Genomic DNA, 18,453 nt, shown 5'->3' on the forward strand with positions numbered 1-18,453 from the left:
AATATCCCTCCTAGGAATATTATGGACAAATATATAAGCTTTTATTCATTACAAATAATAAAATTATGACTTAAAAGTATGCTTATTTACAATTTATTTTTAAATACCTTAACCCAAGAAATAATTTTGAAATAAATATATAAAAATTAAAGAATACTTTATTTGGAGCTAATATTTAAACAGAAAGATTATTAAAAACTACTACAAAATATTATATAGCAGCATTAACATAAATATTAAATCACAAAATTAGTATTCTTTATTTTTATAACTATATACTTATTAAAAATATTTATTATTTCAGCTATAATTATTAAAAAATAATGTTAATAATTATTCTTCCCATCCTTCAGGGAATTCTGCATTATGATAAATATTTTGTACATCATCATCGTCTTCTAGTACATCTAACATCTTTTGGAATTTAGTTGCTGTTTCTTCATCTATTGCTGTATATGTATCTGGTACCATTTTAACTTCTGCTTCTAAGAATTCTAACTCTTCTGATTCTAAAGTTTCTCTAACTGATCCAAAATCTTCTGGAGAAGTAGTTATAACATATACTTGGTCTTCTGATTCAAAGTCTTCTGCTCCTGCATCTAAAGCCATCATCATAAGTTCATCTTCATCTAATCCATCTTTTTTCTCTATAACAATTTGGCCCTTAGACTGGAACATAAATGATACGCAACCTGTTGATCCCATATTTCCGCCTTGTTTTGTAAATGCATATCTTACATTACCTGCACTTCTATTTTTATTATCTGTTAATACTTCTACTAAAACAGCTATACCTTCTGGACCATATCCTTCATAAGTTATAGTCTCATAATCTACTGCATTAAGTTCTCCTGATGCCTTTTTTATAGATCTTTCTATTGTGTCATTAGACATATTATTAGCCTTTGCTTTTGCAATAATGTCTCTAAGTCTTGGGTTTGTTTCTGGGCTTGGACCTCCTTGTTTAACTGCTACAACAATTTCCTTACCTATTTTAGTAAAAATCTTTCCTCTTTTAGCATCTACCTTACTCTTCTTAGCTTGTATGTTATGCCATTTTGAATGTCCTGACATATTATTTCCTCCCAACCTTATTAGTTAAAAATTTATATTAATTCTATTTATAAAACTATTTTAAATCAATATATTAAATTAACTTAACATATTAAAAATGAAATAAATATATGAAAGCGGAAGTACTTTCACATACCTATTGATATTTATTGTTTGTTTAAGTATATTGATAATTTAGAATACAACTATCAAAATACAAATTCACTAAATCATTATAGCACAGTGAAAGTTAAAAATTCAAATTTATTGATTCTCTGAATATAATCTGTTATCCATTTTAAAATATAGAACTTCATCTTCTTTTATTATTTTACAATTCCCATTAGTTATTTCTAATACCTTTTTTTCTATTGTTGATATGATATTATTCTCACAAAATATGGTTAAACTAACTTTTTCTGCATAATCTATATTTTCTATATACCAAAGATTCTGATCAAATAGATATTGTATTTTCCCTAAAGTATCATATTCTACTATAAAAGTTAATGATCTACCTTTAACCTTCTCAACTATGCCTGCATTTTTTATAGCTATAGAAGCTCCTTTAGAATAGGCCCTTACTAATCCACCTTTGCCTAAGAGTATGCCTCCAAAATATCTTGTAACCACTATAGCTATATCCGTAATTTCATTTTTTTTTATAACATCTAGTACCGGCATTCCACCTGTGCCTTGTGGTTCACCGTCATCACTATATCTTTGTATACCCATATTCTCACCAATAACATATGCATAAACATTATGTCTTGCTTCTTTTTCTTCACTTCTAATTTGATTTATAAAATCTTTGGCTTCTTCTTCTGTTTGAACCCTTTTAGCTCTTCCTATAAAGATAGACTTTTTTTCTTCAAATTCATCTTTTCCAAAATTTTTTATAGTAAAATAGGACATTTATATACCTCTTTTCTATACCAAGTCTTTTATTTCCTGCAAATATTCATCTATGGCTTTTAATATATACTGCTTATCAGTTTTATTCTTTATATACATAATTTTTTCCTTTGCTTTTGTGCTTTTTATTCTATTCAAAGCTTTTATAGCATATGTCACCACTTGAGAATTTTCATCTTCCAAAGCTCTTATTAAAATTCCCTCTCCTTTAATGCTTCCTATTTTGCCCAAGGCTGAAACTGCTAATCTTCTTATATTTACAAATTTATGTACTGAAGCTTTTAAAAGTATATCAATCCCATCTTCATTTTTTAATTCTCCTAGAATCCAAACTGCTGCTTGCTTATCTTTAGGGTACATATCACCATAATTATTCTTTATAAAATAAATCAAATCATTTTTTATTTTATCCTCTAACCCATTTATAACATCTATCTTATCTTGCTTTCCTGAATTAGATAACTGCTTGAATAATTCTTCCACATTAGAACTCTTTGCTAATATTCCATACTTTATCTTTCCATCTAGTATATGTTTTTTTATAGTGGCTTTATCTAAATTTCTAATTTTAATTAAAGCTTCTATATTTTTACCCTCTAAATATAAAAAATATGTTATTTGTTCTTGGGAGTACTTATTTATATTATTCCAATCTATGTCTACTAAATTTTTATTCATACTCCTCACCCTTCCTAACATACATTCTTTATATAGTTTTTTATTATATAAAGAACTCATAAAAAATTTATTTTAGCTTATGTTTCAATATGTCATTTATTTTATTTATACCTAGCTCTATTTCATCTATACTGTTTTCTGAAAATCCTAATCTAAAATATCTTAGACCTTCTTTAGGATTTTTATAAAAAAGCACTCCTGGTGTAATTAAAACTTTATTCTTCACACATTTATGAAAAAGCTCCATGGAATTTATATTAATATTTTCATTTATTTTTATATAAAAATGAAGTCCTCCTCCTGGATCTTGTAATTGAGCTTTATGTTGTAGTACATTTTTTATAACCTTTTTAGTAAATTCATATTTGGGTACATAAAATTCATGAACATAATCTATATATTCTTTCCACAATCCTTTTATTAAATATAAATCTAAGGCTCTTTGCATTAAACTTGATGTGGATATGTCTGTATTTATCTTACAATTTTGAATTTGCTCTCTTAAATCTTTAGGAGCTATTACATACCCTATTCTTATTCCCGGCAAAAATATTTTTGAAAAACTCTTTATATATATAACCCTATCATTTTTATCTAAACTTTTAAAGGTTGTATATTCTATATCTTTATCATATATTAGTTCAGACAAATAATCATCTTCTATTATATAAAAATCATATATAGTTGCTAAATTTAATATAGCTTTCTTTTTCTCTAAACTACAGCTTATACCTGTTGGATTTTGAAAATAACTCATAGTATAAAAACACTTAATATTATTTTTTTTAACTATTTTTTCTAATTCCTTTATATTAACTCCATCTTCTTCCATGGGTACCTCATATATGTTTGCTCTTCTCCACTTAAATACAGAAAGTGCCCCACTATATGTTGGTTTTTCTATTAAAACATTATCATTAACATTTATTATGGATTTTGATATTATATCAATTCCTTGTTGAGCTCCTGAAACTATAAGTATATGATTTTTTTCTATTTTATTATTCCAAAATACTTCTGATATATGTTCTCTAAGCCCTTCAAATCCCAGTGTTTCTTGATACACTAAAGCATCCTTTCCATCCCTATCTAGAACTTCATTTAATATAGATTTAAAAGATTGCACAGGAAATAAATCTGCACAAGCACTTTCCCCTATAAAATTTATATATGATTTTATATCATATTTCCCTATAGATTTTATTACATCAGAATATTCTTTTCTTAAATTCCTACTAACTTCTTTTTTCTTTGCATAGGTTCCGCTACCTATTTTTTGTATAGCATATCCATCATTTTCTAATTTTTTATATGCATTTACTACAGTTACCGAATTTACATTTAGTAATTTTGACATTTTTCTTATAGACGGTAATTTTTCGTTATCCTTAACTTTATTTTTATCTATCATATACTTTATATGATTATGTAATTGGACATATTTAGGTATAGAGTTGTCCTGAAAAATCAATGTGTATTTTTCCATTAAACTTCCCCCTCATATATATTAAAATAAAATGAAAACCCATTGAATTATTAATCCCCCATAAAACTTAGAGAAATTTAACTTATAACCATAGGGTTCTCCATTTAATATTGTATTAATTATCAATATACGCCAATTATAATTAACAAAATAGCTCTACATGATTACATACTAGTAAATTAAATTTTTATTAGTTAAATAAATTATAATGTTTAGTTATTTTTAAATACTAATTATTTTAAATTATATTATTTTTAAGAATTAAACATTAAATATAATAAACATTTTCTTCTAAAAATAACTCATCATTTTTATTTTTTAATTTTCTACTTTGTCTTTTTATTATATTTTTATAATATAAATATTCTAAAATATCTTCCATACTTATTGAATAAGATTTAAATAATCCATCTTTTGAAATATCTTCAGAGCTTAAGAATGTATCCCTTTCTTTCATATAATTAAGCAACAACGATGTAATATTTCTTATATTTTCATTCAAATACAAATTAATGTATTCTATTAATTTATTTATTGATTCTTCAACATTATCTTTACTAAAAAATAAATTATCCACTATAATTTTAAAATTATCATCCAAACTAGTAGCCATTTTTATGACATCCTTACTAATCATGTATCCTGAAAAGTTAACATATAATTTTGAAAAGGCCTCTATAAGTTGTACCGCATCACTATAAGCAGTATATATACCTTTGTTCTTTAGATATTTTTTGCATACTCCTATATACTTATAAATGTCACCTAAATAAACTAAATTCCATCTTTCCCTATCAACATCTGGATAGTATCTTCCTCTATCATACCAAGAACTTATAAATCTATCCTTTGAAAATACTAATCTTGAAGAAGCAAATATTCTATGAGCTTTTCCACCTCTTAAATCAAATTCATATACTTTATTTAAATTTTTTTTGTCAATTATCTTAATATGAATAGGTACATCATCTTCTTGTGTATATATTTTTTCTACCTTAATATCTTCATCTACTACTACAAATAAATCTATATCCGATTCTTCCCATAAATCCCCTGTAACCATACTACCAAATACCATTACAGCCAAAACAGATTCGTTGCTTTTTAATCTATGTATAACATTGTTAAAGGCTGCTTGATATCTAATTATATTATCATTCAAGATAATCCCCCTCCCTTTTAAAAATAACTTAATTTTTAAAATAATCCCACATTATAATTTTCTTAATTCTTTATATTATATAATACTTATTGGAGTTATTACAACCAATAAACATCATATGTAAGATTCTTTGTTAATTTATAATATTTACACTATAATTTTATGTATATATTCTCTTTTTTCATTACAGCAATTATTACAACTAAAAATATGCAGACAATAATCTTCATAGTCTTGTATGGGTAATGTTCCACTATAAGGATCCATATATTCTTGGACTCTTCCTTTATCTACTAATTTCCCTCCACATTTATCACAACAATATTTTACTGTATTTAATTTATTACACACAGGACAAACCTTCTCCATGTTTTATCTTCCTCTCCATATTTTTAATATTATTCTCATATTTTTTATTTCAAGTAAAATTTTATGTTTTTAAAATGAACTCTTTATATTTATTTGCATTGCTACTTATTTATTATTATTTCCTTTTTTAAAAAAATAAGCTATAAATCAAAAAGATTTATAGCTTATTTTTTGTATTTGTATTTTTTATGCTTACGCTTCTACAAATTCTGATTTAGGAACTCCACATAAAGGGCATACCCAATCTTCTGGAATATCTTTAAAATCTGTTCCTGGTGCTACTCCATTATCTGGATCTCCTTGTTCTGGGTCATATATATATCCACATGCCTCACATAAATATTTTTTCATAATAAACTCCTCCTTATAATCATATCTAACTAATAATTATTATCTTATAATTATTATATTCTATGCATTGTTAATAATTCCTTCTTAAACTTGTTACTTTTTTATGAACAGTTTGAAATTATATAATCATTAGTGTTTATTAATTAAAAACTGTTGACACTTATTATAAACCTCAGTATCTACTCTGGTTTCTATATAAGTTCCATTGTCTCTATATTCTTCTTCTATTATCTTACTATTTCTATGCAAAAATGCTACTATTTCTTGTTTATCATAAGGGATTATATACTTTACTTGTGATAATCTATAAGGCAATGTTTTCTCTATTAGCTTTATCAAATCATCAAAATTTATTCCTAACTTTGCAGATATTTCTATAATTTTTTCATTTTTAAATTTATTTTTAAAATAATCTAATCTTTCCACTGAAACCTTATCCATCTTATTAAGCACTAATATTATTGGCTTATTTTCCATACCTAATTCCTCTAACACATTATTAACTGCATCTATTTGTTTTTCTGCTGTTTCAGAGGAAATATCTATTACATGCAAAAGTAAATAAGAATAAATAACTTCTTCTAGTGTGGATTTAAAAGCTTCTACTAGTTCATGAGGAAGTTTTCTTACAAATCCAACTGTATCTGTTAATGTTATTACCTCATTATTAAATAATGATATTGCTCTAGTTGTTGTATCTAACGTAGCAAATAACATATCTGCTTCAAAAACTTTTTCCTTGTTTTGTGTACTAGCCATTCTAGTTTCACATAACTTATTTCTTAAAGTAGATTTTCCTGCATTAGTATATCCAACTAATGAAACATTAGGTATATCATTTCTTTTGCTTCTTTGAGTTTCTCTAACTTTCTTGATTTTATATAATTCTTTCTTCAAATCGTAAATTCTTTCTTTAATATGCCTCTTATCTGTTTCTAGCTTTTTTTCTCCAGGTCCTCTTGTGCCTATTCCTCCACCAGTTCTCGATAAAACTAATCCTAATCCTGTTAATCTTGGTAGTCTATATTTTAATTGTGCAAGTTCTACCTGTATTTTACTTTCTTTACTCTTTGCTCTTCTAGCAAATATATCTAATATTAGTGTATTTCTATCTATTACTTTAGTTCCTATAGCTTCTTCTAAATTCCTTGTTTGAGATGCAGAAAGTTCATCATCAAATATTACTACATCTGCATTTAGAGTCTGTCTTATTAAAGATATTTCTTCCACTTTACCTGTTCCTATATAATAAGCTGAATCTATTTTGCTTTTGTGTTGTAAAACCTTTTCTACCACTTTTAAATTGCATGCTTTAGCTAATTCTTCTAGCTCATCTATACTTTCTTCATCATCTATACTAACAAGTATAGCTTTTTCATCATCGTCTCCTTCTATATCTTCACTTTTAAAATTCTGTTCTATATGATTTATTTCATCTAATAAATTAAATTCTAATAAAGTATTTATGTTTTTAAAATATTTTTCTTCTATATTTAACTTACTATCATTCATATTACAAAAGGCCACACCAAATCCTGTTACTTTTTCATCCTGCACTCCTATAGCAACCATACAATCTAGTCTTAATTTTAATAATGCTGATAAATCTACAGAAGATAACCCAGGATTTCCATTAGGATGGGTATGCACAATTCTTATACCGGAAAGTTTATTACTCTTAACTTCAACCTCTGGCATTTCTACAGTGGTACTATCTCCTACTGAAACTGCTATTATAGATCCTTTTCTAGATATTCCAACGCTTATTTCTCTATTTAACTGCTCTGTTAATTTACACATCACATCCATCAATTCTTCATTAAGAATATCGTTTTTTTCTATTTTCATTTCATATATTTTTTCTAATTCTTTTAAAACGGTTTTTTTTATTCCATCAATATTACCATATATCATTTATTTATCTACCTTTCTACATAAATTATAATAAAGATACCTATTACGCTTTATCTATACTTTAACAACTTTCATATAATTCTATACTATAAAAACAATGTTGTAAATAGTATGGAAAATCAGATAAAACATTCCTTAATATTTAAAAAACTTACACTTTCTATAATATTACTGTTACTTTTATAGCCCAGTAATTTGTATCACTCGTTTATACTGCGGCATATTATATACTACCAGAGAATAAGGAGGTGAGTATATGTCTTACTGCAAAGAAAAACAAACTCACGTTCACGAATTCTTAGGTAGTACTCGATTAGCTGAAATTGATGATCCCGAAGATGTTCATAATCATCGTTTTACCGGCGTTAGTGGCGAAGCTATAAGGAGAGGTAATAGTCATGTGCATAAGATAAATACAAATACAGATTTTTTTAATCACTTTCACATGATAAAAGTTACTACTGGTCCTGCAATACCTGTAGGTAATGGTAGACATGTCCATTTTGTATATGGCGTTACTACTTGTAATGATGGTCATATGCATAAATTTATTTTTGCAACACTAATTGACTCTCCTATATTAAAAAGATAATTTTGTATAGTCATGGCAGTTTCGTATTATATTAATATGGAACTGCCTTTAAAATATATATTTAAATACATACTTTAAATAAACAGCATATATAATAGCCATAATCATCAATATATAATATAAATCACTGTCTTTACAATATATTTCAAAATTAAAATAAAATTTTCCTATTTTGTACTGTATATTAAATGAATTGAAAAAATATAAAAATGTTGTTAATATTAATAATAGAATTTTCAACTTTAAAATAATGTCTATAAACATATGTATAAATGCTTTGTTTAAAAGGAAGGGGTATGATATAAATATACATATTGGTATAAAATGAACCAGTAACATATAGAAAATACTTTAAATGTAATATGACAGTGCTTTGTTATAGTGTATACTAAAATATTACTACTTATGATTGTGTTAATTATTGCATTATTAAAAGCCAGTGATTTAATTTAGAATATTTTCTAGCTCTATTTTAATATTGTCAATTGAGCTCTTGTAAAACAACTAATTTTAACGTATATTTACTATATAAATTTTTATTTTAAATATACACAATCTATGTATTGGAGGATTATAATGGAAGAAAAGAAAAGAAAAATATTAATAAGCAAAGAAGAAATAGAAGAAAAAATTATAGAAGTAGGTAAAAGAATTTCTAAAGATTATGAAGACAAAAACTTATACATATTATCTCTCTTAAGAGGGAGCTTTATATTCGCTGCAGATATTGTAAGAAAAATAGATGTACCTACAAAAATAGGGTTTATGACAACTTCTAGCTATGGTCATTCAGAACAATCTTCTGGAAAAGTTAAAATAGTAAATGATATTCCTGATGATATTAAAGGATATGATGTTATTGTAGTAGATGATATAGTTGATACAGGAATAACTATGGACTTCGTAATAAATCATATAAAATCTCTTGGAGCTAATTCTGTAAAATCATGTGTTCTTCTTGATAAACCAGAAAGAAGAAAAGTAGATTTAGCCCCTAACTATTCATGCTTCACTATACCAGATGTTTTTGTAGTGGGTTATGGATTAAACTATGGTGATTATTATAGAAATGTGCCTTATGTTTTTAACTGGGAAAAATAAAATGTAAAGCCCTACGGCTTTACATTTTATTTAATTTCCACTATTTAATTTAAAACCTGCATCCTCTAGTTTCATATCTATAGCTGTATTCGGTGTATTTCCTACTATTATAGTTTCACAAATTGGAACTTGATTTTGAACTTCTATTTCTTTAGTTTTCATAGGCATAATAATTTTAACTTTACTCTTAACTTGTACAGAAACACTATGCCTTGTTTGATTTATTCCTGCACTAGTAAAGTTTGATAAATACTTAGTTTCTATATATCCTATAGGTTCTATCTTTACTACCATATTAGGCCCATAATAAGCTAATAAATTATTTTTCAGTAAGTATCCAAGGGGAAATGTTATACCCATACTTTGTAATTCCTTAAGTTCTCTTTGTGCACCTAAAGATACATCACAGGCAATCTTGTTCATCTTTAAAGTATCTGCTATTAATAGAGTTATATCTCCATTAACATCCTTTTGTATATTTATTATGTCATCATAATGAAAATTTTTAGAGTATTCTTTTATTATAGTCTTATTTATTATTTCCGTTATTTTTATCCTAATTTGTCCTTCTGCCATATCTATCATACTAGGCGTAACCATTCTGTCTAAAACATATAAAGAAACATTCAAAAATAATATACACAGTATCAATATTATTATAATACTAATCTTTTTATTTTTTATAATCTTATCCTCCCTATCCCTTATATATTATATTTTTACTTTCCATAATAATAATTTATTCATTCTTAAATAATAATTAGGATTTTTTGTGTTTATTCATAAGTAATTGAATATGTGTTATAATATTAAAAATAATGTTTTATTTTACCCTATCTAAGGAGGATAAATATATATGGGAAAAAAGAAGAAAAAGCGCAAATCTAGTGTATTTAAAAAGGTACTTACTGTTTTATTAAGTATTTTTTTAGTAGCTGGAGTAGCTTTTGGTGGAATTGCCTTTGCTATGATAAAGACAGCACCCCCACTAAATGTAAAACAAGTTCTCACTTTTGATGAACCATCTGTGCTTTATGATGATAAAGGTCAATATATGGATAAAGTTATAACCAATGATGAAAGAATTGTAGTTGATTACAAAAAAATGCCTGAAAATTTAAAAAATGCCTTTGTAAGTATAGAGGATGAAAGATTTTATAAGCACAATGGTATAGATATAAAGAGAATTACTGGTACAATATTTATTAATATAGTTAATAAAATAAAAAGAAACCACAAACTTCAAGGAGCATCAACCTTAACTCAACAATTGATAAAAAATACGGTTCTATCTTCTGAAGTTTCTATTAAAAGAAAAGTTCAAGAAATGTATTTAGCTATAAAATTAGAAAATGAATTGCCAAAAGATCAAATATTAGGTGCCTATATGAACAGTATATTTTTAGGTGGAAATGCTCTTGGTGTAGAAGCTGCAGCAAAACAATATTTCAATAAAAGCATAAAGGACTTATCTTTACTAGAATCTGCTTTTATTGCTGGAGTACCTCAAAGTCCATCAGTTTACTATCCATTTTCACCTACAGCTAGGAAAAATCCTTCTGTTTATTTAAATAGAACAAAAAATGTTTTATATAAAATGTTAGAAAATGGATATATTACTGAAACTGATTATAATAAAGCTTTAAAAGATATAGATAATAAAAAGCTAACTTTTGTAAAACCATCTGCCCCTAATAATAGATTGGCCTACGAATGGTTTTCACTGCCAGCTATTGAACAAGTAAAAAAAGATTTAAAAACTAAGTACAAATACGATGATAAACAAATTCATAACCTATTAATAAATGGTGGTCTAAAGATATATACTACTATGAATAAAAATTTACAAGATAAGACTCAGAATATGATAAACAATGCATCTTATTTAAATTCTTACACTAATAATGGATTAACTTATCCTCAGGCTTCCGCAGTAATAATGGATTATCATACTGGTCAAGTAAAAACTATAATTGGTGGTAGAGGTAATCAACCTGCTCGATCATATAACAGAGCAGCTTCTTCTAATTACCTAAGACCTGCAGGTTCTAGTATTAAACCTCTTACAGTATATAGTTCCGCTATAGACAGTAAGAAGGCCACTGCTGCAACTGGCTTTGAAGATTCTCCAATTCCAGAGAACATAGGACGTAAATACAATTCTGGAGCACCTTATAATCCTAAGAATAGTCCTGACTTTTATTCTGGATATGTAAATGTTCGTGATGCATTAATGCATTCTATAAATACAGTAGCTATAAAGATTGTAGATAGAATAGGTCTAAATACTAGCATACAATATGCTGAAAAGTTTGGAATTCCTATAGATCAGCACGATAAAACTAGTATAGCTTCTATGGCTTTAGGTGAGTTACATAGAGGTACTAATCCTTTAATAATGGCTCAAGCATTTGGTGTGTTTGGTAACAAGGGAAATTATACAGATGCCAATTTATATACAAAGGTATTAGATAGAACCGGTAAAGTTATTTTAGAGTCCAAAACTAGTTCAAGAAAAGTTCTTTCACCAGAATCGGCTTTTATAACTTATGATATGCTTCAAGGTCCTGTAAGTGAAAATGGAACTGGACCTCAAGCTAATTTTGGTAACATGGAAGTTAGAGGTAAGACAGGTACATCTAGTGATGGTAAAAATCTATGGTTCTGTGGGCTGACACCTTACTATTCTGCAGCAGTTTGGATAGGTAATGATAATTCTACTCCAGTAGATGGTATATATAGTAGTACTGCCGCTAGACTCTGGGGAGATATAATGAAAGAATTTCATACTAATCTTCCATATAAGCAAGTTCAAAAACCAGCTACCGTAATAACAGCTAATGTGGATAGAATATCTGGTAAAATTCCAACTGAACTTTCTTATAGAGATCCTAGAGGAAGTACAGTATATAATGAATTTTTTATAAATGGAACAGTTCCAACAGATTATGATGATATACATGTTGAAGCTAAAATAAATAAATTCACTGGTAAATTAGCAAGTAAATTTACGCCTTCATTCTTAGTGGAATCTAAAGTATTTTTGAAAAGAGATTATAGTCCTAGCGTAGAACTTTCTGATCAAAAATGGGTTCTTCCTTATTCTATAGATGAAGGAGGTAGTGAACCACCTGCTGAAGAAAAAAATAATAATAACAATAAAGAAAATAATACAAACAAAAGCAACACTAATACAAATAAACCTGTAAAAGATAACCCTAATATAGATAATAATAAAAATAATAACACTAATAGTAATACAAATAACAGTAATGGTACTAATAAGGATAACAATAAACCACCTGAAAGTAATCCAAGTGAAAAGCATGAAGAAAAAAACACACAAAATAAACAATAAAAGAATAAAAACTCCTTAATTGGAGTTTTTATTCTTTTGTTTTAGGATTAAATAGCAAAGACATCATATATCCAAATACAATAGCTGCTGCTATTCCTCCTGCTCCACCTTTTGTACCTCCAGTAAAAGCACCAATAAGTCCTTTAGCTTGAACTTCTTTTATTGTAGCCTTAGCTAATGTATAACCAAATCCAGGAAGTGGTATTGTTGCTCCTGCTCCTCCTATATCTATAACATACCCATATATACCCAAAGCTCCTAATATAACACCTAATGTTACGAAACTAACTAAAATTCTTGCTGGTGTTAATTGTGTAGTATCCATTAATATTTGGGCTATAACACATATTGCTCCACCTACTATAAAAGCACTCAAATAATCCATAAAAATTCCTCCCTTTATCTTTCTATAGCAACTGCGTGGGCAATGCCTGGTATACTTTCTCCCTGCTGTGATGATGTAGTACTCATTAATGCACCTGTGGATATCAATAAAGCTCTTTTAAACTTACCACTCAATAAATTTTTATATATGTATCCACATCCAACTACTGCTGAGCATCCACATCCGCTTCCACCAGCTTCAGTATTTTGTTTTTCATTATCAAATATTATTTCTCCACAATCTACATATACGTCTTTCATGTTATACCCATGCTTTAGTAGAAGCTTTTCTGCTAGTTCTCTACCAACTTTACCTAAATCACCTGTTGCAATAATATCATAATCTTTAGGAGTCCTTCCAGTATCTTTAAAATGTTGATATATAGTAGATACCGCAGCTGGAACCATAGATGCTCCCATATTATCTGCGTTGGTGACACCATAATCCTTTACTTTTCCTATAGTAACATAGGTTATATGAGGATAATTTCCTTCTTTTCCTAAAACTATAGCACCTGATCCAGTAACTGTCCACTGGGAAGTTGGAGCTCTTTGTGCTCCATATTCTAGCGGAAATCTAAACTGTCTTTCTGCAGCAGAAAAATGTGAAGAAGTAGCTGCAATAGCATACTTTGCAAATCCTCCATCCATTAACATGGATGCCACACTTAATGATTCAGTCATAGTAGAACAAGCTCCATATAATCCTATAAAAGGTATATCTAAATCTCTTGCTGCAAAGCTTGAAGATATAGTCTGATTTAACAAATCTCCAGCACATAATATATCTATATCTTTATCTTCTAAATTACATTTTTTTATAACATCTGAAATAGCAGTAGATAATATAGCGCTTTCTGCCTTTTCAAAACTTTCTTGATTAAATAAATCATCTTTTAATATTATGTCAAAATAATCTTTTAGCGGCCCTTCGCCTTCTTTAGGTCCAACTATGCTAGTAGTACCTATTATTTTAGGTTTGCTATCTAATTTTAAGGTCTGCTTACCAATTCTTTTATTCAATGTAAACTCCTCCAATTCTAAATTAAAGTTTACTCATTATAAAGTATATTATTCCTACTATAACTGAAGAGCTTATACCATAAACTAAAACTGGACCAGCTATAACAAACATTTTAGCTCCTACACCAAAAATATATCCCTCTTTTTTAAATTCCATAGCTGGAGATACAATAGAGTTTGAGAATCCAGTTATAGGTACTACAGTTCCTGCTCCTGCAAACTTAGCTATTTTATCATATACTCCTATTCCAGTTAAAAATGCTCCTATAAATACCATTACTATAGATACATAAGTACCTACTTCATCCTTAGGAACTCCCATACTTAAAAAGAAATTATTAAAAAACTGTCCTACATCACAAATAAGACCTCCTACTATAAAAGCACTAACACAATGTTTAAAAATTTGTGGTTTTGGCTCTACTTTAGGAGATAAATTATCAAAATCTTTTCTTAGTTTCTTTTCATTTAACGCCATAGTTCCACTCTCCTACACAATATTTTATTAATTATAGTGTTTACAATATATAAATTTTTACTCAAAAAAATAAAAACCATATGAAAATATACATATGGTTTCTATACGGTAAGTTTTTCCTTCATTAATTTTAGTACCTTTTTCTCTATCCTAGATACTTGCACTTGACTTATTCCTAATTGCTTAGCCACTTCTATTTGAGTTTTATCTTTAAAGTATCTTAATACTATTATTTGCCTTGATTTAACATCTAAATTTTTCAGTGCCTCTTTTAGCGCTATATTATCTATAATTTTATTATCTTCATCTGTAGTTTGACTTATTTTATCAATAAGTAAAACTGGCGCTCCATCGTCTTGATGTATAACATCATATAAATATTGAGGAGAACTTGATGATTCTGTAGCCATTAATATTTCATCTACAGTGTATCCTGAAAACTGTGACAATTCTTCTATAGTAGGTTCTCTATTCAATTCCTTGGAAAGCTTTTCTTTATCGTAATGCAACTTCTTTGCTGCGGTTTTTATGCTCCTACTTACTTTTATTATGCCATCGTCCCTTAAGAATCTTTTTATTTCTCCCATTATCATAGGAACTGCATAGGTAGAAAACTTCACATTATACTTTGTTTCAAAATTATTTATAGCTTTTACTAACCCAATACATCCTATTTGGAATATGTCATCATACTCATATCCTCTGTTTAAAAATTTTTTACTTATGGCTGAAACTAATGGTAAGTTTACTTCTACTAATTTGTCTAAAGCTTGTTTATTTCCATCTCTGGCTTCTCTCATAAGTTCCATGTTGTCTTCAAAACTTTTAGTTTCCATGATTACTTTTCCACTATTCATATTCTTCACCTAACTTAATTATTTAAAAACCTTTTTCATAATTATTTTGGTTCCCTTTCCCTTTTCTGAATTAACTTGAAGACTATCCATGAATGTTTCCATTACTGTAAATCCCATACCAGATCTCTCTAAATCAGGTCTTGATGTATACAATGGTTGTCTAGCTAGTTCTATATTATCTATACCATCGCCATTATCTGAAACTATTACTGTAACTTCTCTTCCTCTTATTTCACTTTCAATACATACTAATCCTTTTTTACTATTTTCATATCCATGTATTATTGAATTAGTAACTGCTTCTGATACAGCTGTTTTAACATCTGTTATTTCATCTATTGTAGGATCTAATTGTGATATAAAAGCCGCTACTGATACTCTAGCAAAACTTTCATTTTCTGACTTACTTAAAAATTCTATTTTCATTTTGTTTTCATACATCTCATAAATCCCCCCATTATAAGTTCTTTACGGCTTCATCCACACTGTCATAAAGATCTACTATTTTAAACATACCAGAAAGCTCAAATACTCTTCTTACTGCTTCTTGTACATTAGTTAGACATACCTTTCCATCCCTTAATGATAACTTTTTATATCTTCCTATAACTACTCCTATACCTGAACTATCCATAAAATTAACTTTACTGAAATCTAATATTAATTTATTTAAATTTTCTCTATCTAATCTATCATCAATAATATTTCTAACTTCTTCAGCACTATGATGATCTAGTTCTCCTGTCATAGTTACTATAAGTTTGTCTTCTTTTTTATCAAATTTTAAGTACATACTATTCCCCCCAATTTCGTATTTTTATAGAGCATCAATGTTACTATTCTACACATGGAATAATTTTCCTTCTTTTATACCTCTTTTTATTATTGTCCACATTGAATTAATCTATTCATTTCTTATGTAAATTTGTATGCACTTTAGTGAGGAATATCTGCTTTAAATATATTTTAAGTTTATATTTTTTATTCAATTAACAATTTATTTTGTATAAATCTAATTTCTTTATCACTTAAATTAAAATATTTATATAAATCTTCTTCTTTATCTATATTAATTATTGGTATCTTTAATTTCATTAACGTATTGGGATAGTATTCATATAAATTTGCCCCTAATTTCTTAGCAAAGGTCTTAAAATAAAATTCGTATATACGACTGTTTAAAATAAAAAGTAAACTTCTATAATCTATTATTTCCTCTTTATTGATAGTTAAAGCATATATATCTGCACTAAAATATATACCTTCCTTGTCTAAGTAAAATTTATTCTTACTAGATTTATATGGGAATATAACTTTTTGTTCTTCAAATATATTAGATTTTCTTCCCCATTGTAGTTCATACCACTTTCTAACATTTTTTTTGCATTCCCTTCTGTTTTCTAATTTTTCTTTATATTTTTCAATATGATTTATTATATTAGGATATTTTTTAATATCATCTATTAAGTTAGAATATATTATGAAATTATCTCTAAAATTAATTCTTTCTCTATTTATATGGCTACTTTTTATCCAAGGTTTTATAATATCCTTCTCCAAACATTCTTTTTCTATAGTTTCTTTATCGACTATGAAAGCTTTATCACATCCTGTAATAATACCTTGATAACTTGTGCATACTTCCCCTAAAGTTTTATATACCTTGATTTGTATTTTATTTATTATATTCTTACTTTTTTCATCTATTAGAATCCATCCATCTTCATTTAGTGAAGAACTATTGACATAAAAATTATCATATTCATCTTGATTTTCAAAAAACAAATCTATTTTTTCTTTTTTATATGTATTAGGTTTTATGATTTCTACTTTATCTTTAATATTTTTATCTATAAATATTATAGCTGGATCTATACCTGCACCGTTAAAAGGTCTTATGCCATAAAAATCTAATATTTTATATACATTACATTCATCTTTTAAGTATTTTCTTAAATCATATCCACTCTTAGACTCCATAAAATATCTTGATGTTATAAAAGTAATTTTACTATTTTTGTTAGAATAATTTAATGCATTAATAAAGAAACAATAAGATACATCTCCCTTATCTTTATATATGTGTTCATATTTTCTCTTTAATAATATTGAGTATTCCTTATTTACAGCTTTATGTCCAACATAAGGTGGATTTCCTATATATATATCAAAATTGTCATTTATATTTTCTATTAAAAAATCCTTTTCTTTAAAATTGTTTATATTATAATAGCCTGTCAAATAAAATAAATCTATTATTAATATTTTTATAGCTATTGGATCAATATCAAATCCGTATAAATTATTATCTAATATATGCTTATCTATATATTGTTTTTTTAAATTCATATTATTTTTTTTATTTATCTGTTCTAAATTTTCTTCAAATATATTCTTTAAATAAAAAAAGCATGGAATCAAAATATTTCCACATCCACAAGCAGGATCCAATATTTTAATGAATGGATTATTTAATACTTCTATGTTATTTATAGTGTTTTCTATCATATAGTCACAAATTCCTTTTGGTGTATATATAACTCCTGTTTCTTTTTTACCCTTTATTAACTCATAATATTTTAAGGATATATTCTCATCTTTACCAATAGATAACTTATTTTTAAACTTATTAATAACTTCATATTTGTAAATACTATTTATATGAGATATTACTATATTAAATATTTTTTCTATATTATCTTTAAATTCATCCATATTACTCACCACAATCT

19 protein-coding genes are annotated in these 18,453 nt (G+C 27.0%); 3 read left to right on the plus strand and 16 right to left on the minus strand.

Translation table 11 applies throughout. The features are described from left to right. Positions 1 to 333 precede the first annotated feature (333 nt). From NGI68_RS07660 to hflX, 8 genes are all read right to left on the minus strand, one after another. Positions 334 to 1,074, minus strand: coding sequence for a YebC/PmpR family DNA-binding transcriptional regulator (locus NGI68_RS07660; RefSeq protein ID WP_251860894.1), 741 nt, complete (start codon positions 1,072 to 1,074; stop codon positions 334 to 336). Between the two features lie 243 nt (positions 1,075 to 1,317). After that, positions 1,318 to 1,968 carry a YigZ family protein gene (locus tag NGI68_RS07665; protein WP_251860895.1) on the minus strand — a complete coding sequence of 217 codons (651 nt, stop codon included), beginning with the start codon at positions 1,966 to 1,968 and terminating at the stop codon, positions 1,318 to 1,320. 15 nt (positions 1,969 to 1,983) lie between these two features. After that, complete coding sequence (locus tag NGI68_RS07670; RefSeq protein WP_251860896.1) at positions 1,984 to 2,646, minus strand: HEAT repeat domain-containing protein; 663 nt, start codon at positions 2,644 to 2,646, stop codon at positions 1,984 to 1,986. A gap of 67 nt (positions 2,647 to 2,713) precedes the next feature. Beyond that, entirely contained in the window at positions 2,714 to 4,132 is a 1,419-nt protein-coding gene (locus NGI68_RS07675; RefSeq protein WP_251860897.1) for an aminotransferase-like domain-containing protein, read from the minus strand. 268 nt (positions 4,133 to 4,400) lie between these two features. After that, positions 4,401 to 5,294 carry a nucleotidyltransferase domain-containing protein gene (locus NGI68_RS07680; RefSeq protein ID WP_251860898.1) on the minus strand — a complete coding sequence of 298 codons (894 nt, stop codon included), beginning with the start codon at positions 5,292 to 5,294 and terminating at the stop codon, positions 4,401 to 4,403. Positions 5,295 to 5,441: 147 nt separating this feature from the next. Beyond that, entirely contained in the window at positions 5,442 to 5,663 is a 222-nt protein-coding gene (locus NGI68_RS07685) for a hypothetical protein (protein WP_251860899.1), read from the minus strand. A gap of 192 nt (positions 5,664 to 5,855) precedes the next feature. Further along, positions 5,856 to 6,014 (minus strand): rubredoxin, encoded by a 159-nt coding sequence (gene rd / locus NGI68_RS07690; protein WP_251860900.1) that lies wholly within the window; start codon positions 6,012 to 6,014, stop codon positions 5,856 to 5,858. Between the two features lie 129 nt (positions 6,015 to 6,143). Further along, complete coding sequence (gene hflX, locus NGI68_RS07695; protein WP_251860901.1) at positions 6,144 to 7,928, minus strand: GTPase HflX; 1,785 nt, start codon at positions 7,926 to 7,928, stop codon at positions 6,144 to 6,146. 256 nt (positions 7,929 to 8,184) lie between these two features. Between hflX and NGI68_RS07700 the strand changes: the two genes are divergently transcribed. Both NGI68_RS07700 and hpt read left to right on the plus strand, forming a co-directional pair. Continuing rightward, on the plus strand, positions 8,185 to 8,520 hold the full coding sequence (locus tag NGI68_RS07700; RefSeq protein WP_251860902.1) for a YmaF family protein: 336 nt from the start codon (positions 8,185 to 8,187) through the stop codon (positions 8,518 to 8,520). Between the two features lie 576 nt (positions 8,521 to 9,096). Continuing rightward, complete coding sequence (gene hpt / locus NGI68_RS07705; protein WP_251860903.1) at positions 9,097 to 9,621, plus strand: hypoxanthine phosphoribosyltransferase; 525 nt, start codon at positions 9,097 to 9,099, stop codon at positions 9,619 to 9,621. 30 nt (positions 9,622 to 9,651) lie between these two features. Here the strand turns inward: hpt and yunB are convergent, their stop codons facing one another. Then, on the minus strand, positions 9,652 to 10,281 hold the full coding sequence (gene yunB / locus NGI68_RS07710) for a sporulation protein YunB (RefSeq protein ID WP_286010098.1): 630 nt from the start codon (positions 10,279 to 10,281) through the stop codon (positions 9,652 to 9,654). A gap of 196 nt (positions 10,282 to 10,477) precedes the next feature. On the opposite strand from yunB, the gene NGI68_RS07715 reads away from it, so the two are divergent. Next, the gene (locus tag NGI68_RS07715) at positions 10,478 to 12,979 is read left to right on the plus strand and encodes a transglycosylase domain-containing protein (protein WP_251860905.1); all 2,502 of its coding nucleotides are present in this window, start codon (positions 10,478 to 10,480) and stop codon (positions 12,977 to 12,979) included. A gap of 28 nt (positions 12,980 to 13,007) precedes the next feature. On the opposite strand, the gene spoVAE is transcribed toward NGI68_RS07715, so the two are convergent. The 7 genes from spoVAE to NGI68_RS07750 all read right to left on the minus strand — a co-directional run bounded on the left by spoVAE (position 13,008) and on the right by NGI68_RS07750 (position 18,436). Further along, positions 13,008 to 13,364: a stage V sporulation protein AE gene (spoVAE, locus tag NGI68_RS07720; RefSeq protein WP_251860906.1), complete on the minus strand. Its 357-nt coding sequence runs from the start codon at positions 13,362 to 13,364 to the stop codon at positions 13,008 to 13,010. Positions 13,365 to 13,378: 14 nt separating this feature from the next. Beyond that, the gene (gene spoVAD, locus NGI68_RS07725; protein WP_251860907.1) at positions 13,379 to 14,386 is read right to left on the minus strand and encodes a stage V sporulation protein AD; all 1,008 of its coding nucleotides are present in this window, start codon (positions 14,384 to 14,386) and stop codon (positions 13,379 to 13,381) included. 22 nt (positions 14,387 to 14,408) lie between these two features. Beyond that, positions 14,409 to 14,864, minus strand: a complete 456-nt coding sequence (gene spoVAC, locus NGI68_RS07730) for a stage V sporulation protein AC (protein ID WP_251860908.1) — start codon at positions 14,862 to 14,864, stop codon at positions 14,409 to 14,411. Between the two features lie 101 nt (positions 14,865 to 14,965). Further along, positions 14,966 to 15,721, minus strand: a complete 756-nt coding sequence (gene sigF / locus NGI68_RS07735) for an RNA polymerase sporulation sigma factor SigF (RefSeq protein WP_251860909.1) — start codon at positions 15,719 to 15,721, stop codon at positions 14,966 to 14,968. Positions 15,722 to 15,739: 18 nt separating this feature from the next. Continuing rightward, complete coding sequence (spoIIAB, locus tag NGI68_RS07740; RefSeq protein WP_251860910.1) at positions 15,740 to 16,162, minus strand: anti-sigma F factor; 423 nt, start codon at positions 16,160 to 16,162, stop codon at positions 15,740 to 15,742. Positions 16,163 to 16,178: 16 nt separating this feature from the next. After that, complete coding sequence (gene spoIIAA, locus NGI68_RS07745; protein ID WP_251860911.1) at positions 16,179 to 16,514, minus strand: anti-sigma F factor antagonist; 336 nt, start codon at positions 16,512 to 16,514, stop codon at positions 16,179 to 16,181. A gap of 188 nt (positions 16,515 to 16,702) precedes the next feature. Then, entirely contained in the window at positions 16,703 to 18,436 is a 1,734-nt protein-coding gene (locus tag NGI68_RS07750; RefSeq protein WP_251860912.1) for an Eco57I restriction-modification methylase domain-containing protein, read from the minus strand. Positions 18,437 to 18,453 lie beyond the last annotated feature (17 nt).

The organism is Clostridium sp. Marseille-Q2269 (assembly GCF_943736985.1).
Taxonomy (GTDB): Bacteria; Bacillota; Clostridia; order Clostridiales; family Clostridiaceae; genus Clostridium_F.

Excerpts from the sequence above, each read along its gene's own strand:
- NGI68_RS07660 (WP_251860894.1), bottom strand. The coding sequence starts at position 1,074 with ATGTCAGGACATTCAAAATGGCATAACATACAAGCTAAGAAGAGTAAG.
- NGI68_RS07665 (WP_251860895.1), bottom strand. The coding sequence starts at position 1,968 with ATGTCCTATTTTACTATAAAAAATTTTGGAAAAGATGAATTTGAAGAA.
- NGI68_RS07670 (WP_251860896.1), bottom strand. The coding sequence starts at position 2,646 with ATGAATAAAAATTTAGTAGACATAGATTGGAATAATATAAATAAGTAC.
- NGI68_RS07675 (WP_251860897.1), bottom strand. The coding sequence starts at position 4,132 with ATGGAAAAATACACATTGATTTTTCAGGACAACTCTATACCTAAATAT.
- NGI68_RS07685 (WP_251860899.1), bottom strand. The coding sequence starts at position 5,663 with ATGGAGAAGGTTTGTCCTGTGTGTAATAAATTAAATACAGTAAAATAT.
- rd (WP_251860900.1), bottom strand. The coding sequence starts at position 6,014 with ATGAAAAAATATTTATGTGAGGCATGTGGATATATATATGACCCAGAA.
- hflX (WP_251860901.1), bottom strand. The coding sequence starts at position 7,928 with ATGATATATGGTAATATTGATGGAATAAAAAAAACCGTTTTAAAAGAA.
- NGI68_RS07700 (WP_251860902.1), top strand. The coding sequence starts at position 8,185 with ATGTCTTACTGCAAAGAAAAACAAACTCACGTTCACGAATTCTTAGGT.
- hpt (WP_251860903.1), top strand. The coding sequence starts at position 9,097 with ATGGAAGAAAAGAAAAGAAAAATATTAATAAGCAAAGAAGAAATAGAA.
- NGI68_RS07715 (WP_251860905.1), top strand. The coding sequence starts at position 10,478 with ATGGGAAAAAAGAAGAAAAAGCGCAAATCTAGTGTATTTAAAAAGGTA.
- spoVAE (WP_251860906.1), bottom strand. The coding sequence starts at position 13,364 with ATGGATTATTTGAGTGCTTTTATAGTAGGTGGAGCAATATGTGTTATA.
- spoVAC (WP_251860908.1), bottom strand. The coding sequence starts at position 14,864 with ATGGCGTTAAATGAAAAGAAACTAAGAAAAGATTTTGATAATTTATCT.
- sigF (WP_251860909.1), bottom strand. The coding sequence starts at position 15,721 with ATGAATAGTGGAAAAGTAATCATGGAAACTAAAAGTTTTGAAGACAAC.
- spoIIAB (WP_251860910.1), bottom strand. The coding sequence starts at position 16,162 with ATGTATGAAAACAAAATGAAAATAGAATTTTTAAGTAAGTCAGAAAAT.
- spoIIAA (WP_251860911.1), bottom strand. The coding sequence starts at position 16,514 with ATGTACTTAAAATTTGATAAAAAAGAAGACAAACTTATAGTAACTATG.
- NGI68_RS07750 (WP_251860912.1), bottom strand. The coding sequence starts at position 18,436 with ATGGATGAATTTAAAGATAATATAGAAAAAATATTTAATATAGTAATA.